This is a genomic window from Cellulophaga sp. BC115SP (assembly GCF_009905545.1).
Classification (GTDB): domain Bacteria; phylum Bacteroidota; class Bacteroidia; order Cytophagales; family Spirosomataceae; genus Flectobacillus; species Flectobacillus rivi.
Map to the genome: position 1 here is coordinate 97348 of NZ_JAAALB010000016.1, position 20716 is coordinate 118063.

Annotated in this window: 15 protein-coding genes; 4 read left to right on the plus strand and 11 right to left on the minus strand. The window is 37.1% G+C overall.

Annotation, left to right across the window (positions count from 1 at the left end):
* Positions 1–187: 187 nt before the first annotated feature.
* On the minus strand, positions 188–1330 hold the full coding sequence (locus tag GVN22_RS13830) for an acyl-CoA dehydrogenase family protein (RefSeq protein WP_166551597.1): 1143 nt from the start codon (positions 1328–1330) through the stop codon (positions 188–190).
* A 172-nt stretch (positions 1331–1502) separates the two neighbouring features.
* Between GVN22_RS13830 and GVN22_RS13835 the strand changes: the two genes are divergently transcribed.
* The 3 genes from GVN22_RS13835 to GVN22_RS13845 all read left to right on the plus strand — a co-directional run bounded on the left by GVN22_RS13835 (position 1503) and on the right by GVN22_RS13845 (position 5212).
* The gene (locus GVN22_RS13835) at positions 1503–2264 is read left to right on the plus strand and encodes an enoyl-CoA hydratase/isomerase family protein (RefSeq protein WP_166551598.1); all 762 of its coding nucleotides are present in this window, start codon (positions 1503–1505) and stop codon (positions 2262–2264) included.
* 152 nt (positions 2265–2416) lie between these two features.
* Positions 2417–2848, plus strand: a complete 432-nt coding sequence (locus tag GVN22_RS13840) for a hypothetical protein (RefSeq protein WP_166551599.1) — start codon at positions 2417–2419, stop codon at positions 2846–2848.
* 246 nt (positions 2849–3094) lie between these two features.
* The gene (locus GVN22_RS13845; RefSeq protein WP_166551600.1) at positions 3095–5212 is read left to right on the plus strand and encodes a tetratricopeptide repeat protein; all 2118 of its coding nucleotides are present in this window, start codon (positions 3095–3097) and stop codon (positions 5210–5212) included.
* Positions 5213–5295: 83 nt separating this feature from the next.
* Here the strand turns inward: GVN22_RS13845 and GVN22_RS13850 are convergent, their stop codons facing one another.
* The 3 genes from GVN22_RS13850 to GVN22_RS13860 all read right to left on the minus strand — a co-directional run bounded on the left by GVN22_RS13850 (position 5296) and on the right by GVN22_RS13860 (position 8043).
* Complete coding sequence (locus tag GVN22_RS13850; protein ID WP_095161076.1) at positions 5296–5505, minus strand: hypothetical protein; 210 nt, start codon at positions 5503–5505, stop codon at positions 5296–5298.
* Positions 5506–5696: 191 nt separating this feature from the next.
* Positions 5697–6800 (minus strand): non-hydrolyzing UDP-N-acetylglucosamine 2-epimerase, encoded by a 1104-nt coding sequence (wecB, locus tag GVN22_RS13855; protein ID WP_240915649.1) that lies wholly within the window; start codon positions 6798–6800, stop codon positions 5697–5699.
* A 106-nt stretch (positions 6801–6906) separates the two neighbouring features.
* Entirely contained in the window at positions 6907–8043 is a 1137-nt protein-coding gene (locus GVN22_RS13860) for a glycosyltransferase family 4 protein (protein ID WP_166551601.1), read from the minus strand.
* A gap of 164 nt (positions 8044–8207) precedes the next feature.
* Between GVN22_RS13860 and GVN22_RS13865 the strand changes: the two genes are divergently transcribed.
* A complete protein-coding gene (locus GVN22_RS13865) occupies positions 8208–11210 on the plus strand; it encodes a HAMP domain-containing sensor histidine kinase (RefSeq protein WP_166551602.1) in 3003 nt (1000 codons plus the stop codon).
* Between the two features lie 45 nt (positions 11211–11255).
* On the opposite strand, the gene asnB (GVN22_RS13870) is transcribed toward GVN22_RS13865, so the two are convergent.
* The 7 genes from asnB (GVN22_RS13870) to GVN22_RS13900 all read right to left on the minus strand — a co-directional run bounded on the left by asnB (GVN22_RS13870) (position 11256) and on the right by GVN22_RS13900 (position 20695).
* Positions 11256–13121, minus strand: a complete 1866-nt coding sequence (gene asnB, locus GVN22_RS13870) for an asparagine synthase (glutamine-hydrolyzing) (protein ID WP_166551603.1) — start codon at positions 13119–13121, stop codon at positions 11256–11258.
* Positions 13122–13127: 6 nt separating this feature from the next.
* Complete coding sequence (locus GVN22_RS13875; RefSeq protein ID WP_166551604.1) at positions 13128–14225, minus strand: glycosyltransferase; 1098 nt, start codon at positions 14223–14225, stop codon at positions 13128–13130.
* Positions 14226–14288: 63 nt separating this feature from the next.
* Positions 14289–15314, minus strand: a complete 1026-nt coding sequence (locus GVN22_RS13880) for a glycosyltransferase (protein WP_166551605.1) — start codon at positions 15312–15314, stop codon at positions 14289–14291.
* Between the two features lie 17 nt (positions 15315–15331).
* On the minus strand, positions 15332–17179 hold the full coding sequence (gene asnB / locus GVN22_RS13885) for an asparagine synthase (glutamine-hydrolyzing) (protein WP_166551606.1): 1848 nt from the start codon (positions 17177–17179) through the stop codon (positions 15332–15334).
* A 3-nt stretch (positions 17180–17182) separates the two neighbouring features.
* Positions 17183–18454: a hypothetical protein gene (locus GVN22_RS13890; RefSeq protein WP_166551607.1), complete on the minus strand. Its 1272-nt coding sequence runs from the start codon at positions 18452–18454 to the stop codon at positions 17183–17185.
* Complete coding sequence (locus GVN22_RS13895) at positions 18427–19713, minus strand: polysaccharide biosynthesis C-terminal domain-containing protein (RefSeq protein ID WP_166551608.1); 1287 nt, start codon at positions 19711–19713, stop codon at positions 18427–18429. Before GVN22_RS13895 ends, GVN22_RS13890 begins: the two co-directional genes overlap by 28 nt.
* Complete coding sequence (locus GVN22_RS13900; protein WP_166551609.1) at positions 19706–20695, minus strand: NAD-dependent epimerase/dehydratase family protein; 990 nt, start codon at positions 20693–20695, stop codon at positions 19706–19708. The genes GVN22_RS13895 and GVN22_RS13900 overlap by 8 nt, the downstream gene beginning before the upstream one ends.
* Positions 20696–20716: the final 21 nt, after the last annotated feature.

Below are 20716 nucleotides of genomic sequence, written 5' to 3' on the forward strand. Positions count from 1 at the left end.
ATAAGAAAAATAAACATGAATCGTTCCAAATTTTAGCACTGGAATTATTCTCCGAGTTTTCATCAAAAAAAGCGCTCGAAAATTACTTTCGACCGCTTTTTGATACTAATATGCTCGATGAATCATTTTTAGACGCAATGTTTTGCATCTCTTTTGCTAGAATATAGATTTTAAAATAATCACTAAATCACAAAGGATAGTCCTTCAAAAACTCTCGTGTGATAACGATTTTTTGGATTTCAGTGGTACCTTCTCCGATGGTACAAAGTTTGGAATCACGATAGAATTTTTCTACTGGAAAATCTTTTGTATAGCCATATCCTCCGAAGATTTGAACCGCATCTGTAGATACCTCTACTGCAATTTCAGAAGCATAGTATTTAGCCATAGCGGCTTCTTTGGTCATACTTGTTCCTTCCATTTTGAGTTCGGCTGCATGGCGAGTCATCAGCTCGGCAGCGTGAACTTTAGTAGCCATATCGGCCAATTTGAAACTGATTCCTTGAAACTGTACAATCGCCTGTCCAAATTGTTGACGTTCTTGTGCATATTTTGCGGCTGCGGCCAAAGCACCTTTGGCAATCCCTAGTGACAAAGCTGCAATGGAGATGCGCCCACCGTCCAAAATTTTCATAGCTTGTTTGAAACCATCACCTTCCTCACCCAAACGAGCAGATACAGGAATTCGGCAGTCTTCCAAAATCACTTCAGCAGTTTCGGAGGCACGCATGCCTAGTTTGTTTTCTTTTTTACCAAACTTTAAGCCTGGGTTTCCTCTTTCTACGATAAAGGCTGTTGCATTATTTTTGGCACCCAATTCGCCTGTACGAGCCATAATTACTACAACATTGCCAGATTTTCCATGCGTAATCCAGCATTTGGAGCCATTGAGCACATATTCGTCACCCTCGCGACGTGCCACGCAGGTCATACGTGCAGAATCTGAACCCGTATTAGGTTCGGTCAAACCCCAAGCACCAATCCATTCGCCAGAAGCTAATTTGGGAAGATACATTTGTTTTTGTTCTTCGTTACCAAACTGTAGAATATGATTGGTACAAAGAGAATTATGGGCAGCTACCGAAAGACCAATTGAACCACACACTTGGGCGATTTCTTCAATGATGCTCACATACTCTTGATAGCCCAAACCAGAGCCACCGTATTGTTCAGGTACTAGAACACCCAAAAACCCTTGTTGCCCTAATTGGTGCATCAAGTCGATAGGGAAATGTTGTGCCTCGTCCCATTCCATCACGTGTGGAAGTATATGGCGCTCGGCAAATTCTTTGGCCGCAAGGCGGACTAAATCATTTTTTGAATTGTACATTTTATAGTTAAAGGTTTGTTGATAAAGTATAATTTTCAATTAAATAGCCTATAAAAAGTATTTAAAGACTATTAGGTTTATCGATTTTTTATCATCTTTATATTAACAAGATAACGAACTAAAGATGATATTTTGATGAAAAAGTCCTGAAATTTCTAAAAATATTTTAATTATGCAAAATTCTTCATCAGCAAACCTTGATATCTCTATTGCCTCTTCGGGTGTTGCAACGCTCACTTTTTCACATCCACCAACCAATGCTATGCCAATTGTACTTTTGGAAGATTTAGCAAATGCCATAGAAAAATTGGCAGAAGATTCTAAAGTGCAAATCATTATTTTGCAAAGTGGCGGAGAGAGAACTTTTTGTTCGGGGGCAGATTTTAATCAGTTACTCGCCATTGATAATTTGGAAGATGGTAAAATATTTTTTAGCGGTTTTGCTAAAGTGATTAATGCTTGCCGAAAATCTTCGAAAATTATTATCGGTCGCGTGCAAGGCAAGGCTGTTGGTGGAGGCGTTGGTTTGGCTGCTGCTACCGATTATTGCTTTGCTACTCAGGCAGCAAGTGTCAAACTGAGCGAACTCCATATCGGAATTATTCCTGCTGTTATTGAACCAGCCGTGAGCCGTAAAATTGGACTTTCCTCATTTTCAAAAATGTCCCTAAAACCTACTGAATTTTATTCGGCACAATGGGCTTTGGAGCAAGGATTATTTTATGAAGTATTTGAAACCATAGCCGAAATGGACGAAGCTATAGGACGAATGGCTGAGCAATTGGCTACTTATAATCCAGAAGGATTACAAGAACTAAAAAAAATCTTGTGGCAGAATACAAATCATTGGGATACCTTACTGTATGAAAGAGCAGAAATAAGTGGAAAATTGGTTTTGAGCGAGTTTACCAAACAGGCCTTACGCAAGATTTAGTTTACACTTTCTCAAAGTGTAAATTTTAAGCAATCTGAACGAATTACTTCTTCGTATATATGGCAAATAAGTAGTTGATTAACAGCGAATAATAAAGATGTTCTGTTCTATAGAGCTTTATTATTGCATCACCCCTTTAACCCATTATCAATATGAAGAAGTTTTTCGCTTTTGTAATTTTGCTAACAGGCGTATCTGTTGGTCTAAAGGCACAAGTTTTACCACTTTCGCCCAATATTACAGCTTTGGCAACACCTGTTGTTTCGCAGTCTGGTCTCAATGCACCCGTTAATCTTTCAACAGTAAGTTACTCTCCATCACTTGGCGTAGCCAATAACCTTAGAAATTTAGTGAGTCTGAATAATAATGGTAATAATACGATTATTGTACAGTCTATCACAAATGGGATTACGACTCAAGGTGCAGCTATTGCCAATCAGGTAACGACTGCAACTGTACAAACAACTCCAAACTCGGCTACAGCGATTATTGCAGCTCCGACAGCGGTAACCACAACACTTTTGAACAATACAGGTGTATCCGCAACACCAACGGTAGTTATTCATTTACAAAAAAGCAACTAGATATACTACTTTCAAGAAGTACGCTTCAAAAAGTAGTAATGATTGGAATTATTTCGAGCGAAGTACTGAAAAGCACTGGTTTTATACACCAGTGCTTTTTTTATGGAGTATGATTTTGGCGATAAGAAAAAGTGCTTGAGTAATTTTGAAATAAATACAGTTAATTTCTCGCACAATTTTTGATGAGTAGTTAATTTTATCCCAGATACGCAATTAGCTAGTAGCAATCCAATTAATCAATGATTCATGGCAAAGAGTAAACCCTCAAGTCCTGCAAAATCTCAGAGCGCCAAATCTGTAGAGTCGCAGCCAACAAAAACCGCCTCAACCGTCAACTTTATCGCCCCACCTATCGAAAATACGCCCCGTAATTTCAAAATCTTTTTGGGTATTATCGTAGGTGCCACTTTAATCGCATACCTTCCTGGCTTTCAGAATGGATTTGTCTGGGATGATATGTTTTACATTGTAAATGATGAAGACCTTCGCAAGGTTTCGTTTGATAACTTTTATAAACTTATTAGCGACTTTTATTTAGGTAACTGGCATCCATTGACCATGCTTACCTATTATTTGGAATATACGCTAGTAAAAGATACTGCTTGGGTGTATCACCTCAACAATACCATTATCCATATACTAAATAGTATTTTGGTATTTAAGGTTATTGAAAAACTGAGTAAAAACTTTTTAGTCGGGGCAGTTACGGCGGTTCTTTTTGCGATTCACCCATTACACGTTGAGTCGGTAGTTTGGGCAGCAGAGCGAAAAGACGTCCTTTATACCTTATTCTTATTGCTTTCTTTTAGACAGTATCTTAAATATAGTGATGCCCTTGAAGAATCAGGAAAAACCCAATGGAATAACAAGCATCTTTGGTCTGCCTTAGTCTTGTTCATACTTTCATGTTTCTCGAAAGGTATGGCTGTAATTTTACCAGTTGTATTTTTGTTGACTGACTATTTCTTATTAAATCGTCGTAATCTGATTCAGATTGGTATCGAAAAAGCACCTTTTTTCCTAATATCACTCATTTTTGGTTTGATTTCCATCAAAGCACAAAGTGAGGCTGGTGCCAATGCCACTAAGGTAATCAGTTCGTCCTATTCATTAGGAGAGCGTTTCTTTATGATAAATTATGGAATGCTCACTTACTGGCTCAAAATGCTTGTGCCTGCCAATATGTTAGCGTTTTATCCATATCCACAAAAGCCAACAGGCGTGATTCCAAGTTCTTACTATTCTTCGTTTGCAGGTATTATTGTCATTGCTCTTTTGGTATATTTCCTTGGTCGTCGCAACAAATTGGTGTGGTGGGGAGGATTATATTTCTTAATCGTGATATTTCCTGTTTCGCAAGTATTGCCTGTAGGTAGTGCGTTGATGGCCGACCGTTATTTCTATGTATCATCTATTGGACCATTGATGTTGATAGGTCTATTTGCGAATTACCTCTATCAAAAAGCTTCGACCAACAAAGCATTTCCGAGTATCGCCACCATTGTGTTGTTGGCATTTACCTTTTTGTCATTCCGCCAGTCTACCAAATGGAAAGATACGCTCACGCTATTTACGCCAGTTTTTGAGAAATACCCTAACGACCCGATGGTCACAAGCAATTTAGGTTGGTATTGGTTTTTGAAAAAAGATAATGAAAAAGCAAAATTCTATTTTGAAGAAACCCACAAAACCAATTTCAAAACGGCAGATGTACACACTGCTTTAGGGCAGATTTATTTCGACGAAAAGAAATATAAACTCACCGTAGAAAACTTTGAAGCTGCATTGAAATTAAAACCTGAAGAAATGAAAAACCTGCACTGGATGCTTGGAGGAGCCTATTTCTATACAGGAGAATATGACAAAGCAATTACCGAAAGTCAGATTGCGTTAGACAAATCGGATAATAAAAACCAGTTTGCCAACAATATCATGGGTTTGGCTTTGTGTAAAAAAGGTGATGAGGTAGAAGGTCGAAAATACTATGAAAAGGCCTTGTCGCTAGACCCAAAATTTGCAGACCCTTATGTCAATATCTCTACGATATACAATCATCAGGGGAATCATGAAAAAGAAATAGAGGTACTCCAAAAAGCCTTAAAAGTGGATAAAAAAGCCATGACTGCTTACAAAAATCTAGGCGTAGCATATAAAACGCAAGGTAAATGGCAAGATGCAATTAAGGTGTGGGAACAAGGAGCCCAAATGGATGCCAAAGATGGAAGTTTTTACTATAACATTGGGCTAGAATATGGTCAACACGGTGATATTCCGAATGGAGTAAAAGCAATGCAAAAAGCGGTAGCTAGAGGCGATTCTAATGCAATTTCCTTTTTGACGGTAAGAGGTATTCCATTAAAATAGAACATAAGTATCGAAAAAACTTAATGTTAATAATCAAAAAGGGCGATTGAGTAGTCTAAAACTATGCAATCGCCCTTTTTTAATTAGTTGTTTGGTCTTGGAGTTCTTTTTCCTTCTTTACGAATCAAAGAATCACGCTTAGGACGTCCTTGTCCATCGCCACGAGGACCTCTCTGACGACCAGTTGAGTCGGCTTTCCATTCTCTTTTTCCTTTTTTAGTAGGAACATCTTGAGCCAAGGTTGTACCCAAAGTAAAGCTAAAAATAGCGGCAATCATCAATAATTTTTTCATGACTAAAAGTGCTCGAGTTTAAATAGTTGGATAATTGAAAATGGTAATTTTGGTTCTTGGATTATTCTTAAAAGATAAGGTTTAACCATGATGCCCAAGATTCTAAACTCATATCAGATAGCTTAAAAACAAAACCCTCGAATATGAGATATTCGAGGGTTTTGACCTTTTTATATTTAGTAAGTCACGATTTATTGACCAAGTTTTTCTACTAAAATATCCGCAATTCTTTCTGAGGTATGACCGTCCCAAAGCGGAGGAATGGCTCCTTGCTTGGCTTTTCCTTCCAAAATTTCTACAAATTTTTCATGTACTGTAATAGGATTCAAGTCTGCTAATAATTGATTTGTACCAATTTCTACGGTAACAGGACGTTCTGTTGTATCTCTGAATGTCAAGCATGGTACTTTTAAATAAGTAGTTTCTTCCTGAATACCTCCTGAATCAGTAATAATCAGACTAGCATTTTGCATCAATTGCAAAAACTCTAAATAGCCTTGTGGGTCAGTCAAAACTAGGCCTTCGATAGCTTGAAGTCTGTCCCAAAGCCCAAGATTTTTGAGATTGTTTGCCGTACGTGGGTGAATCGGGAATACTACCTTTTTGAATGGAACGGTATTTTCGATAATTGTCAAAATCGAAGAGAGACCTTCAGCAGTGTCTACATTGGCAGGGCGGTGCATGGTCATTACTACAAATTCATCTTTTGTCAACCCTAATTCCTCAAGTACAGGAGTTTGCTGTGCTTTTTCAAGATAGTGCACCAATGAGTCAATCATGACATTTCCTACAAAGAAAACTTTTTCGTCAGGAACACCCTCATTCTTAAGGTTGTCGATACCTGATTGTTCCGTGATAAATAGGTAATCCGATACGCTATCTGTCAAAATACGGTTAAGTTCTTCTGGCATTTTGCGGTCACCACTACGAAGACCAGCTTCTACGTGTGCCACAGGAATATGCAGTTTGATAGCCACCAAAGTACAAGCCAAAGTTGCATTTACATCTCCTACCACTAATACCAAATCTGGTTTTTCTTGAAGAATAACCTTTTCAAATTCCAACATTGTACGTGCTGTCACCTCTGTATGTGAGCCTCCTCCTACACCTAAGAAGTAATGTGGTTTGGGCATTTGAAGCTGCTCGAAAAATACATCACTCATCTTGGCATCAAAATGTTGTCCTGTATGAACAATCTTTGATTCGATAGCTGGGTGATTTTCAAAAGCACGATGTAATGGCGCTACTTTCATAAAGTTGGGACGAGCGCCAACGATGTTAAGAATTTTCAACATAAAATATGTACAAAAAATGTTTGATGCTACTAATTAACATAGTTATCCACAATTGATTGTGGATAACTATGTGGGTAAATCCACTGCAAAGTTGGTTAAAATTGTCTTATTTACCACACAGTAAACGATGATATAGTGTAATAAAAGCTTGATTGAGCTGTTGCTCTGTGTAGTTATCCACAACGACTTGTCTAGCATTGTACCCTAAACAATGTCTAACTTGTGGGTTTTCTAGCAGATAATCAATTTGTTGTGCTAGAGCTTCAATATGCCCAATCGGGGTAATTAAGCCATTTTTCTGGTGTTCAATCAAGGCTTTACAACCCTCACAATCACTAGCAATAATGGCTCTGCCAACTGCCGAAGCCTCCAAAAGTATGCGTGGAAAGCCCTCATGGTAGGATGGCAATACAATGATATGGGCTGTTTGCAAAAATGGTAGTATGGGGTATTGCGCTCCTTTCCACACAGTGTGAAAGTTATCCACATTGGCTTTGAGTTCTTGTTGGGTCAATGCGCTGGGGTTGGCATCGTCGATAGGACCAATAAGTTCAAAAGTAACTTTTCCTTCCCATTTACTCCGAAGAAGCTCTGCAGCTTTAATAAAATCCCATACACCTTTATCTTTCAACATTCTTGCGATAAGGCGAACCTTTAAGGGCACGTGAGTTGATTCTGGCGTATATGCGAAATAATTGGTATCTATACCAGTGCCTTTGATAAAATTGATTTGTTGTTTTTTTAGATGGAGTAATTTCTGGAAAAACAGAGCATTTTGTTCATTCTGAAAAAGAAAATGTTGATAACTTTTTCTAAACATGAAACCCATAAGAAAGAATATCCTTTTTAAAATACTTTCCTTGTTTTGAGATAACGCCGAACCTAAACCTGCAACAGCATTAAGAACAAGACTATTGTTTAATCCCAAACGAGCAATACATCCGAGCAAGATGAGCTTGATACCAACGTGATGAATAAGGTCGGGGTTGATTTGACGGTATAATTTTCGAAGAAACCATACTTCTTTCAAATTCTGTAAAGGAGACTTACTTCCACGATTTAGTTGAAAGTCATAAAAATCAATACCGAGCGATTCGATATAGGTGCGATGCCCTGTGTCTTTAGTAATGATACTTACCTTAAACCCTTCTTTAATACAAGCCAAAGCCATTGATAGACGATGAGATACAAAGAAGGAATCAGCATTAACGACAAAAAGCAGGTGCCAAGTAGGTCTTTTCATATAGGAGTGACGTAAATGATGTAGAAGCGTTAAATAGAGAAATTAAAATATATTTTATAGTAATCCTATAAAAATGGATTGTTATTTGTTAGTGTTTAAAGAATAACTTACCCTAAATTTTTGACATAGCCACATTTTGCATATTTAAGCTATTATTTGAAATTATGAAAAAGGAACCTAATTTCCTAAGGTATAGTAATACGTTAAGATTTGCTTTTGGGTGTATAAAGCATCTTACGATTTTCTTGTTGTTAGACAATGGAGCTATTTATGCTCAATTACTTCCAAGTTTAAACAACCACTATAATATAGATACGTTTGATGAATCAAAAGGTCTCTATAATAAAGATGTATATGGTTTTGTCTTTGATCGAAATGGATTAGGATGGATAGGCAATACAGATGGCTTACATATTTTTGATGGTAAACGTGTATACAAAGTCAAAGACTATATTCATATAGATAACCCATTACTTCAGGAACCAGTAAAGGCATTAGTTTATGATAAAGAAAAGCATAAATTAATAGTTTTTAGCTTTGCCAAGGATAAAACTAATATCTATGTTCTGCACTTGGATAGACTCAACCAGACAGCATCACAACCACCTCTTACGCTAATGCTATCTAGATTCGGACCTTTAGTAAAATGGCCTATATATGACGGACATCATATTAGTTGTCTTATAAATAGCATTCCAACATTTTTGGATATAAAAAACTTCTGCGTCGTAAAAACTCAATTAGCGAATCTAATAGGAATGGTGTTTTTTAAAAACTGTAAAAACCAATTACTATTATGTGCTCGTGATGGATATACTTATTTAGTTAGCAATGTTAATGGAAAAGTACACTTGAAATATGTCTTTAAATATACCGTAGATGGAGCTAAAGTTATGACCCATGGAGTCATGTTTTCGCATCCTTATAGCCCACTTAATATCACTTTGTCTAATAAAAAACGGATTGATGATATAGTTCAACTAAATAGTAATAAAAAATATTCAATAGGTTCGTTTCAAGGACTTGTAGAAGATTCATTTGGAAATTTCTATCTGTGCAGTCGCGATTGGGGGATTCAAAAATGGTCGGTAGATAGACCTCTCGCTAAAAAAATTAAATGCTCAATAGAAACTAGAGCTATCTACTACAACAAAAAGAAAGATCAAGGGTGGGTTGGCACACCTAGAGGAGTACAAGCTTTTTCACTAAAAACAGATACAATCATCCTAGCTAATTGGTCTAAAAATGAAACTGAAAGGGTTTTTTATTATAATTGTTCTGTTGCTATTAACGATAGTTTGACTGTCTTTTTTCCATTGTATCCTCAAAATGATCCTCTGCACCGAGCAACATTATTGAATAAGAATACGAATAAAACAAAACTAGTTAGGCTTCAATACCCCAATTCCATTCATAATAGTGATTTTTATTTACAGTTTACAATATCTACTTGTAAAAAAATGGCAGATGGCACTATTTATCTGGGGACAAATCATGGCTTATGTACAGCTCAATACAATGGACAAATAATAACCATCAAGCCCATACACATTCGAAACCATGATATTATTAACGGTATTTTGGAGTCACCCCAATCTCGTCATCTATTGTTAGCAACAGAATTGGGACTTTATGAGGTTAATTTATTTACCAAAAGAGAAGTACAGCTTAAACAAGGGAGTTTTGTTAGCCTTTTGCGATACCATGATGGTTGGATAGCTGGTAGTCGACAAGCTGGTGCCTATTTTTTTGACAATAATAATCAAGTTATTAGACAATTAAATACTGACAATGGACTCAACTCTAATACCGTATATAGTATTCTGTATGACCCAAAATTCTATACCATCTGGTTTGGAACAGGAAATGGTTTGACCATGTATCATCTTAAAAATAATTTACTTAAAACTTACTTCGAAAAAGATGGGCTAGTACATAATGAATTTAATCGTGAAAGTACCTATATGGTGCCTGGTGATTCACTCATGCTGATGGGAGGAATTGCAGGACTATCTGCTATTTATAATCGTAATTATTTCTTCTCTGATATAAATAAAATAAAACCTCTGGTTTGGGGAGTAGATGCTACCTACGACAACAGCCAGCATCATTTTTCCTATATTTCCTCTGGCAATATGGTATCCACTTTCGCACCTAAACTACGTAAGCTTGTATTTCATGTAGCTAGTTTTGCCTCTGAGCAACAACTTTTTGGGGTACTTTATAGAGTAGACGATGGCGAATGGTTAAATCTAAAACAAGGAGATGATATTGAATTATTGGAGGTAGATGCTGGAGAGCATACCTTAGAGATAAGAGGCATGACCGCAGATGGTAAAATAACTCCTACCAATACCATTAAATACAAGGTATCCCAAATCTGGTACAAGTCATGGTGGGGAATTTCGCTGTTCACTCTACTAGGAGCCTTGTTAATGATTCCTGTGTTTTTGATTCGCAATAGAATCGTTCAAGTGAAAGCTAAAGAGGAGTTATATAAAAACCGTGAAAAACTCTTTGGAATGATTGCTCATGATTTACGCAGCCCACTAAGTGCTTATCAGGGTTTAGCAGATGTCATTAAGTACCTCATTGAAAAACAAGATTGGGAAAGATTACAAATTATTGGAAAAGAAATTGATGATACAGGTCGACATTTAGATTTAATGCTCAATAATTTACTCAATTGGAGTTTAATTCAGCAAAAAGAGTTGAAAAGCTATTTTGTTTCAACAGATTTAAGTAAAATTTTACAAGATTTTTTACCTGTTTATCAAACCTTGGCAAAAGCTAAAGATATAACTCTTTTAGTAGATATTGAGCAATCTACGACCTTAGTAATTGACCGTAATTTATCATCTCTTGTAATTAGAAATTTACTTGATAATGCTGTCAAAAATGCACCCGAGGGAAGTTTCATAAAAATGAAAATCAGCAAAGAATCACAGAATATGGTAATTCTTATTGAAAATGATTTTTTAGCAAACAGTCTACCTATAATTAATGAAATAGTGAATAACATTAATACCCCCAATTGGGAGTTACAACGAGGGGTGGGGCTAAAATTTGTTATACAAGCATTAAATCTCATGCAAGCAACTACAGAAGTTACTATTGTAGGTAATTTTAATCGAATTAGATGGTATATTAAGATTCCTTGTTTATAATATGTAAAGTAAACTTTCTGTTAAAATATATTTGTTAGTGATTTTTTAGTTTATAGTTTGCTCATACCACTTTTGGAAACAGTAAATGCTCCAAAGTTGAAACTTATACCTGTTAGGTTTTTGAAGAAAAAAGTGAACTTGCTTTCTCATTTTTATAGTATCAAAAATGCCCTGTTTTTGAAGAAAATCGCTACTTATTAGCATCAAAAGCTCTTTTTTAAAACTTGTGCTCAGCCAAGTGGCGATTGGAACTTCAAACCCTTGCTTTTTTCTTTGCTGAAAACCTTCTGGAAAAAGTGTCGAATGATAGGCTTTCAATAAATATTTGGTAACACCCTTCTGGATAAGTAACGTATCAGAGATTTTTTGTGAAAATTCCCAAAGGTTTTTCGACAAAAAAGGAGTTCTATATTCGATGGAAGCACGCATACTCATACGATCCGTTTTGACAAGCATATCTCCTTCCAATGCAATTTGTTTGTCCCAAAGCCTTGCCAATGTCAACGGACTCTCTAATGGCAAGGTCTCAAACAACTCTTGAAGTGTATGGGGTTGATATTGCCAATGAGGTAGTAATATTGTCTTTAGTATAGATTCTGTCATTCCCATTTGACTAATATTCCATATATCTTCTGAGGGGCTTGTACCTATTTTTTCCAAAAATTTAACCCAAGTATTTACTCGATTATTATCTGGTAATTGATGTAAAGGCAAACGATTTAGACTTCTTAAAAAAGGAGCATAGCTTCGAATTTTTTCTGCCCAAAATGGCATCAAATAACGCTGATAGCCTCCAAATACTTCGTCTGCACCATCGCCACCATACATGATTTTTATATCATTTTTGACCCACTGATGGATGGTATCGCTAGCTATCGCTGAAGAGTCGGCATAAGGCTCGTCAAAATAGCAAAGTGCTTCACTAAGTTGTTTTTGTACTTGTGCAAAATCTAGTGGAATAATCTCATGCTTTAACCCTAAATATTGAGCTATTTTTTGCGCTGCAAAACTTTCATCATTTCTATCTGAATGTGTTTGTAAAGAAAAACAACAAACATTTGGATTCATCTCTTTAAACCAATACGCCAGAATACTCGAATCGATTCCTCCGCTAAGTAATAATCCAGACCGATGGTTGATACATATTTGTTGTTGCATACTTTCTTGAATCAATCGATCCAAAGTGGATACGGCATCGTGATAATTGAAATGTGGAGCATAATCAGGCATTTTCCAAAAATCAAATGTACTAACCTGAAGCGTTGACAAATCTATGCTTAAACACAGTGCTGGCTTGACTTTTAAAATAGATTGGTAAATACTTAATGGCGCAGGAATAAAGCCTAGTCTAAAATACCAATTAAGTGCTTCAGGGTTAATTAATGCCTTTTCTTTTCTGAGTACTTCATAGCTAGTCAAAAGCCCTTTTAGCTCACTCGACCAAATCACAAACTCATGGTTAATAAAATAATACAAAGGCTTTTCTCCATTAATATCTCTTGCCAAAAAAAGTTTGTTGAGCTTGAAATCCATAATCGCAATGGCAAACATTCCTTCGAGGTGCTCAAAACAGGATGTTCCCCAATGAAGATAGGCCTTTGCCAGTACTTCAGTATCTGACTTAGTATTGAAGTGATACCCCAAACCAATGAGCGTCTGTCTGAGAACTCGATAGTTGTAAATTTCGCCATTAAAACACAAACAAATATCTTTCTCTTGCCAAGGTTGTTTGGCAAAACTCGCATCAACAATTGCCAACCTACGCATTCCCATGCCCATCGTCAAGTCGCTGCTCGTCCAAATGCTACCATCATCAGGACCACGTTGTTGTAGTTTCTGATTCATATTTTTTAATAATCTAGGCATAGATGCTACCGGTCGTAGCGCTATAATTCCATTAATTCCACACATATTTTGTTAGGGATAAAGTAAAGACCAATGCCATTCATCGTATTGTTGGGCAATTTTGGAAATATGAAAATGCTCCAACACTCTTTGTCGTAAGTCTAATCCAAGTTCAACACGCTTTTCTAAAGGCATAGATAATACCGAAAGCCAAGCCTCCGCAAGCGCCTTGGGGTTTTGTATTGGAACAATCAATTCCGATTTCTCCACAAGTATTTGTGCGTCGCCAGCATTAGTACATACACAAGGAATTCCCTTCATCATGGCTTCTCCTATCACATTTGGAAAACCCTCAGAATAAGAACTAAGTGTAAAAATATCCAAGGTATTCAGAAGCTTATCCAGCGATATTTGTGCTTCGTGTAGTTCGACATACTCGCTTAGTTCAAGCTGCACCAGCCATTTTTGAAGTTGTGGATTTTCGGAATTACAACCTTTCCCAACTAATACAAATCGACAATTGGTATTTTTTTGTAAGAAAAGATATGCAGCCTTTAGAAAAGTGTAATGGTCTTTTTCAGGTGTAAATCGCGCTATCATTCCAATGCGCATGACAGAACGATTCTCAAGTACAATAGGATTGTTATCCACAAAGCCGTTATGGATAACTTTGATTTTTTGCAAAAACCCAGCCTTATGGTGTTCCTCTGCACCCTTTTGTGAACAACTCACAATATAATCAGGGATAAAACGAGAGGTTATTTTTATGAGTAGAAAGAAAGCCCTTTGAGACCAAGACGTTACTCCACTCAAAGTATTTCGAATATTCCATACAATGATGGGACGATGAGGCAAAAAATAAGTGGCTATTCCCCCCAGTAGATTGGCATGGTACAGCCAAGTATGAACAATGTCAGGGCGAAGTTTGTAAAGTACACGATGGCATTCAAATGTGATGAAGGGAAGATTATACCAACGACTTTGAAAGGGCAAAACAAATACCTCTATTCCTAGAGATTGAATAGATGCTAACAAATCTGCCTCCGAAGTCAGGCAAATTACCGATGGTACGAACTCTTTTCGGTCGGTATATTTTAACAATTTATAAAGCATATTTTCGGCACCGCCTATGCCTAAACTTGTAATGATATAGGTGATTTTGATGGGCATACGATTCTAGTAAATCATTGTTGATCAGATGTAGTTTTTGAGTACTTAATCGAATCTATATTCTTAAAGCAATTTGCTATAAATATCCATAACATTCTTTAAATCAAATAGATGAATTGTTTCTGTTAATTTATGTGATAAAAAAGGTTTCTCTAATACATGATTAATGGAGCTTGCAAAATCGTTGGTTTCCATTGCCAGAAAACCATTTTCACCAGAACGAATAATCTCGGAAGTTCCTCCAGAGATATCAAAGGCGATAGGAGTTATCCCCAAACATAGTGCTTCTAAAATGACATTCGGAAAAGCCTCCGAGTATGAGCCTTGCAGATATACATGAGCGTTTTTGAGTAGAGGAAAGGGATTTTTTAGTTCGCCTGTCAAAACAACTTTCGATTCAAGTTGATGCTGTTTAATATAGGCTTCTATGACCTCTCTCTCTTGTCCTTCTCCCACAATAAAGTAACAAAATGGGAAATCGAGCAAGGTCAATGCCTCCAAAATTCGTAGATGTCCTTTGATGGTATCTAACCTTGCAATCGTAATAAAAACAGGGCAATTAGGAAGGTTATACTCCAAGGGCATCTGAGCAAGTTTTCTGACCAAAGCGGTATCAATGGGATTAGGAATAACCAAAGTTCTCGGGGCTATTTCGGGTAAATATTGGATAATATGTTGTTCCATCAAATCCGATTGCACAACCAATAAATCGATATTGCTGTACAAATATTGAGATAGCATCTTCTGTGGAGTATTTAACCATTCGAACAGGTAATTTGACTCACGAGCGATAAGCTTACACGATGTTGGAATAAATGGTTTTAACAAAATCATTAATCTTGTAAAATCCAAGACGCTAAAAATATAGTCTGGGCGCTCTTTCCAAATGAGTTTCAAAAGCTTTATCCAAGTGTATCTAACTCTACTTTTACCAAAAATAGAAATAGATACAGCAGTATTGGTTATGGAATAAAATGGTCTCTCTTTTGAATTGACACCTAACAGAATATCAAACCGCTCACCATCCCAATGATTAATGAGTGTACTGATCACTTTTTCGGTGCCTCCACATGCCAGACTGGGAATCAAAAACAATATTTTAGGTTTTATAGCCATCGATTATACCAAAGTTGAAATTGCAATAGGTGCCAAAGTGTAGTAGTATAGCTATCCGAGCCTCCATAAAAATGCTTGAGATAACGATTCACAGTCGCTGTATTGAGTAATCCGTGTTGCTCCAGTGCAGAGGTTGTCAATGTATCCAATACCAGCTCTTTCAAAGAACCTCTCAGCCATTTACTTAATGGGACACCAAAACCCTTTTTAGGTCTGTCCAAAAGTGTCTGTGGGATTTTTTGATGTGCTAATTTTTTCAATAAATACTTTTGCTCCAAGCCTTTGATTTTGTACTGACTCGGTAAACTCGATACCCATTCTACCCATGGATGATGTAACATAGGCTCTCGAATTTCGAGACCAACGGCCATTCCTGTACGGTCAGCTTTGACCATCAAATCATCGACTAGATACTGAGAATAATCCCAATACAGCATCGCATGAATGGGGTCATTGGGAAAAGCCTTTCTAAAAGTATATTCTGAATTCGGGATAAAATCTTGTACTAATGACGTCACCAAATTACTACTAAGTGTCTGACTCACGGCATCGAGTACCCAAACTGGATTTTGAGGATGTGCTAAAATATGCCTCAATTTGGCATATTTGCGGTGTTTAAATGGTTTTAGCAACCATCTGACCACTGAATTTGGAGCATACTTTAATCCCTGAAGAAGTCTTAAACTTTGTACATAGCGTGGGTATCCAGCCCAAAGTTCGTCGCCACCTTCAGCAGATACCACTACTTTGACAGATGACCTCACTCGCTGACTTAACGCCAAACAAGCTACTGCCGAACTATCGCCAAAGGGTTCGTCAAATACTTCAGGCAATTGCCTTGTAAGGTATATAGACTCTTGATTTTCTAGGATAAACCCTTCAAAGGGTATTCCTAAATGTTGAGCTATTTGTTGGGCAAAAGGAATCTCGCTGTATTCATTTTCCTCAAAACCTAAACAATAAGCTTTGTGAAAATTGCTATGCTTACGAGCATAATACGCTACCAACGAACTGTCGTAACCTCCGCTCAAATATAAACCTATAGGGTGGTCGGCTGTCATGCGTGTTTGGCAAGCAGTATCGAGTCTTTGGTCTAGCTCATGCAATAAAAATGATTCAGCGTGATATTGCCTTGCGATTGGTTGGCTGAAAGAATCTAAAATCGACCAATAGGTTTGATAACGTGTGGTATGTTGTTGCAAGTCTATCACTAAAATCTGTCCTGCTCGTACCTTGTGAGTTTGTTCAAAAATACAATGTGAGCTAGGAACATAGCCATACTGAAAATATAGTCCCACAGATTGATTTTGCATTTTTCTTGGAAAATCAGGATGAGCCATCAAGGCTTTTAGTTCAGAACCAAATAAGATTACGTTTTTTGATTGGTACACATATAGTGGCTTTGTACCCGCCCTATCTCTTACCAAAATCAATTGCTGGCTTTCCTGATTATACAATCCAAAAGCAAACATGCCCGTCAATTGCTGAACAGCAGTTTCGCCCCAATAATCAAATGCTTTAACTAATACCTCTGTATCAGACTCACTTTCAAAATAGTAGCCTTTTCGCTGAAGAGTATGTCTGATTTCTCTAAAATTGTATATTTCTCCATTGAATACCAATACCCAATGTTTCCATCGGTAGGGTTGCGAGGCCAGAGTACTATCGTCTAAAAGTGACAAACGAGTGTGCCCTAGTCCTATTTGGTACAATGGCATAGATTTCCAGTATTCTCCAGAGGCATCTGGACCACGATGGCTCAAAGATGAATACATTTGATGTAGTATTTGACGAGAGCTTTTATAACGAAAATCAACAAGTCCAGTTATTCCACACATAGGTTAGCTTGATTTAGCATGAGAACTATTCCAGCGAATATTGATCAGCGAAAAAAGCCAAGGCACTATCGCAAAAATCAAAACTCGTTTTTGTAAGTATAGTTGAAACAAAAGATTATTTCGATGAATATAAAAAGCCCATATCGAGAAAAATAAAGCGATAATGACCAAAGAATATCCCGTTGAACGCTTAATGAGGAGATTGCCAAGTACCAAAACAATATGGTAAAAAAAGATAAAAACAATTAAGGCAATCCAACCGCCACTTGCCCAAATATCTCCCCAAATATTATATGCCAAGCCATATTCAAGTTGTGGAAATAAATCCTTTTGGCTCAAATAGTGACTATTAGACTGCATTCCAAGCCAATCGCCACCAATAATCAATTGACCAACAATATCCACAGGATGATACCAATCTACCTCTATTCCTTTACGCAAGGTTTCTGACAAATTTGCTTGAATAGCGGCGGGCTCGCTTACCACAAAAGCATGAAACAATACGTCTTGCCAAGAAGGATAAATCTCCTCAAACAAGTCCATACGATTGGCTTGTAATAAAGGCAATATGAGTTTTGAGATAAAGAAAATACATCCTAGACTTGTGAGTAATAGACTTTTTCCTAAATTTTTCCAATGACTCAAATAGCTCACTAATCGTTTGGGTTCATGCTGAGTTGCTAACACTAATAATGCCAAAACTACAAATGCTGAGGAAGAGCGATTTCCTCCCCAAAACAAATCCAAACCTAAGAGTACAACTGCTAGTATTTGGTAAAATCGATAGCCTGCTTTGAACGCTATCATGGCCAGTAGACTTGCACCCATCGCCCAGAGCACACTCCAACGGTCTGCTCGATTGCTAAGGATTTCTTGAAGTTCTCCCTTACTTACTTCCGCACGATTCAAATACAAATCAGGAAATTGAATCAGTGACCCAGCTAGTCCTATCACGCCCATCATAAGTGCTCCTAGAGCTAGGCTAGGCTTAAACTCTCCTTTTATACTGATGGATTTGTCTTGTAAAAAACTATCATTTATCAACACTGTAAATAAGTTAATCCCCAAGACCAAATCATAAACCCAATAACAAGGGGGATAAATAGCAGTAGTTTCATCGGTATCGTATGGATTAATAATCAAACCTGAAAACCCTGGAATAAAATAAACCAATGAACTAAAGAAGGACAAACTCAAAAAATCAAATAGGCGTTTCGTAAAAATGTAATAACAAACTCCTGTAAAACTTAAGCCATAAAATAAGGTTTCGAACATAACAGGGAAGGTATAAAACGTGTTTCTCGAAAAATATAATTGCTCAACCAGCATTGCCATATACCTGTAATCCAAGCGCTCATGATTGCACCATAAATCCCCCAAACAGGTATTAATAAATAACTAAAGACAACTCCCAATAAGCATGAAATCACCTGAATTGGTATCATCAAATGGGTCAAGTTATTCGTAAATAGCAAGCTTGAGCGAGCCATGTCCAACATATAAAACAGTAGGTTTAACGATAATCCTCCAATAAGCCAACTCAACTGTCGCACTTCTAAAATTCTTTCAAACAAAGGGGCACTCACCCACATCATTACTACAAACACAATACTCGTCCCTACACTTACCTGAAGATACTGGCGCATTTTTTTGAAGAATAGCATTTCCGACAATCGTTTTGCCTCCACCAAGCGAGGATATTGATGGGTAAATAACAATACTGGGACAAAATAGCTAGCTTCAACCAAGCGTAAAGCAGAACTATACCTGCCTGTATCACTCAGATTCAACAAGCTTGCTAGCAACAACACATCCGTTTTGGATTGGGCTAAACCAATGATTTTACTCACAAAAACAGACCATGCTCCTTTACTCATTTCTAGCACTAATGACCATTGAATCTGCCATTTTCGAAATCCCAGCCCTTCGCTCTTAATAAGCCCATAATAGACCATTGATAACCCCAAGCTACAACCTAATTGAAACCATAAAAAAGTGGAAAATGAAAATGGCTTTATCTCGACACAAATTACCTTACAAATTCCTGCACAAATGGCATAATAAGCATTCACTTGGTTGATTAGTTGAGGCTTTTTGATAGCATCAAAATAAAAGTACACAACATGAAAGGGCGTTGTCAGCAAATTTCCTGCTTGTATCCACATGAGGTTTTTCAAAAATGAATATTGTGGAAAAAATAGCATAAAACTTACTCCACAAACAACAAATCCAAAGACTGATAATAACACCGCTATAAATGCCACACTACCCAAAAGTGTTTCGATTTTCCTGCCTTCTACGATAGCTTTGATTACCCAATCTTTTAACCAAATTCCCGAAAAAACACTGAACATTCCATGATAAGATACCAGCAAACTTATGCTTCCCCAATGTGAGTTATCTAGGTGTCGTATTAGCCAAATGCTACCGATAAATGTCGCTCCTAATTGTACAATATACCATCCTAGCTGACACGAAAGCCCTTTTAATTGCAGGTTAAATAGGCTTTGTAGTTTTGGAAAAAGGCTAAGCATGGACTTTCTGTGCTTGATACCAAGAAACTGTTCGACGAATACCTTCGTTGAAATACACCAAAGGCTGATAATCCAAGCATTGTTTGGCTCGACTTATATCGGCTTTACTATGCAAAATATCTCCTTGTCGAGGATGCTGGTATAATATTGGGAGTTCAGAATCACAACAAATATTAATGGCATTCCATACTTGGTTCAAAGAAATGGACTGACCACAAGCAATATTAAAGAAGCGATGCTCTTGAGAGTTGGTGAATAGGGCCAAAATATTAGCATATACCACATTGTCGATATAAGTAAAGTCACGGCTTTGCTCACCATCGCCAAAAATAATCCCTGCTTTATCTTCCAAAACCGCCTGAATAAACCTAGGAATCACCGCAGCATAAGGTCCATTAGGATTTTGTCGTGGACCAAATACATTGAAATAGCGCAAACCAATCAAATCCTGTTGGTATGTTTGAGCAAAAATATCCGCATAAATTTCATTGATACGCTTGGTAGCCGCATAAGGAGAAAGTGGTTCACCAACGGTAACTTCTTGTTTGACATCAGCAAGTAAACTGCCATATACAGAGGAGGAAGAGGCAAAAACCATTTTTTTGACTTGCGCTTTTTGCATAGCTACTAATAAATTCACAAAGCTATTGACATTGGCCTGATGTGTACTAATAGGATCGTGAATAGAGCGTGGCACTGAGCCAAGGGCTGCCTGATGAAAAACAAAATCGATTCCTTCACAGGCCATTTCACAAATAATGCGATTTTGCAAATCTCCTTCAATTAATTGGCAATTAGCAAACCTCAAGGCAGATTGAATATTTTCGAATGTACCTGTTGAAAAGTTATCCACAATGACAACTTTTTGTGCATGGTGTTTTAGTAAAAAATCCACCAAATGTGACCCAATAAATCCAGCGCCACCCGTAACTAAAAAGCTACTTTGCTGAATCAGTGTAGAAAGGGGTTGTGATATAGTCATAGAATGATTTTGTTAAGTAGT

Bases quoted from the DNA above. Each gene is read 5' to 3' on its own strand.
- GVN22_RS13830 (WP_166551597.1), bottom strand. From the start codon at position 1,330: ATGTACAATTCAAAAAATGATTTAGTCCGCCTTGCGGCCAAAGAATTT.
- GVN22_RS13835 (WP_166551598.1), top strand. From the start codon at position 1,503: ATGCAAAATTCTTCATCAGCAAACCTTGATATCTCTATTGCCTCTTCG.
- GVN22_RS13840 (WP_166551599.1), top strand. From the start codon at position 2,417: ATGAAGAAGTTTTTCGCTTTTGTAATTTTGCTAACAGGCGTATCTGTT.
- GVN22_RS13845 (WP_166551600.1), top strand. From the start codon at position 3,095: ATGGCAAAGAGTAAACCCTCAAGTCCTGCAAAATCTCAGAGCGCCAAA.
- GVN22_RS13850 (WP_095161076.1), bottom strand. From the start codon at position 5,505: ATGAAAAAATTATTGATGATTGCCGCTATTTTTAGCTTTACTTTGGGT.
- wecB (WP_240915649.1), bottom strand. From the start codon at position 6,800: ATGTTGAAAATTCTTAACATCGTTGGCGCTCGTCCCAACTTTATGAAA.
- GVN22_RS13860 (WP_166551601.1), bottom strand. From the start codon at position 8,043: ATGAAAAGACCTACTTGGCACCTGCTTTTTGTCGTTAATGCTGATTCC.
- GVN22_RS13865 (WP_166551602.1), top strand. From the start codon at position 8,208: ATGAAAAAGGAACCTAATTTCCTAAGGTATAGTAATACGTTAAGATTT.
- asnB (WP_166551603.1), bottom strand. From the start codon at position 13,121: ATGTGTGGAATTAATGGAATTATAGCGCTACGACCGGTAGCATCTATG.
- GVN22_RS13875 (WP_166551604.1), bottom strand. From the start codon at position 14,225: ATGCCCATCAAAATCACCTATATCATTACAAGTTTAGGCATAGGCGGT.
- asnB (WP_166551606.1), bottom strand. From the start codon at position 17,179: ATGTGTGGAATAACTGGACTTGTTGATTTTCGTTATAAAAGCTCTCGT.
- GVN22_RS13890 (WP_166551607.1), bottom strand. From the start codon at position 18,454: ATGTTCGAAACCTTATTTTATGGCTTAAGTTTTACAGGAGTTTGTTAT.
- GVN22_RS13895 (WP_166551608.1), bottom strand. From the start codon at position 19,713: ATGCTTAGCCTTTTTCCAAAACTACAAAGCCTATTTAACCTGCAATTA.
- GVN22_RS13900 (WP_166551609.1), bottom strand. From the start codon at position 20,695: ATGACTATATCACAACCCCTTTCTACACTGATTCAGCAAAGTAGCTTT.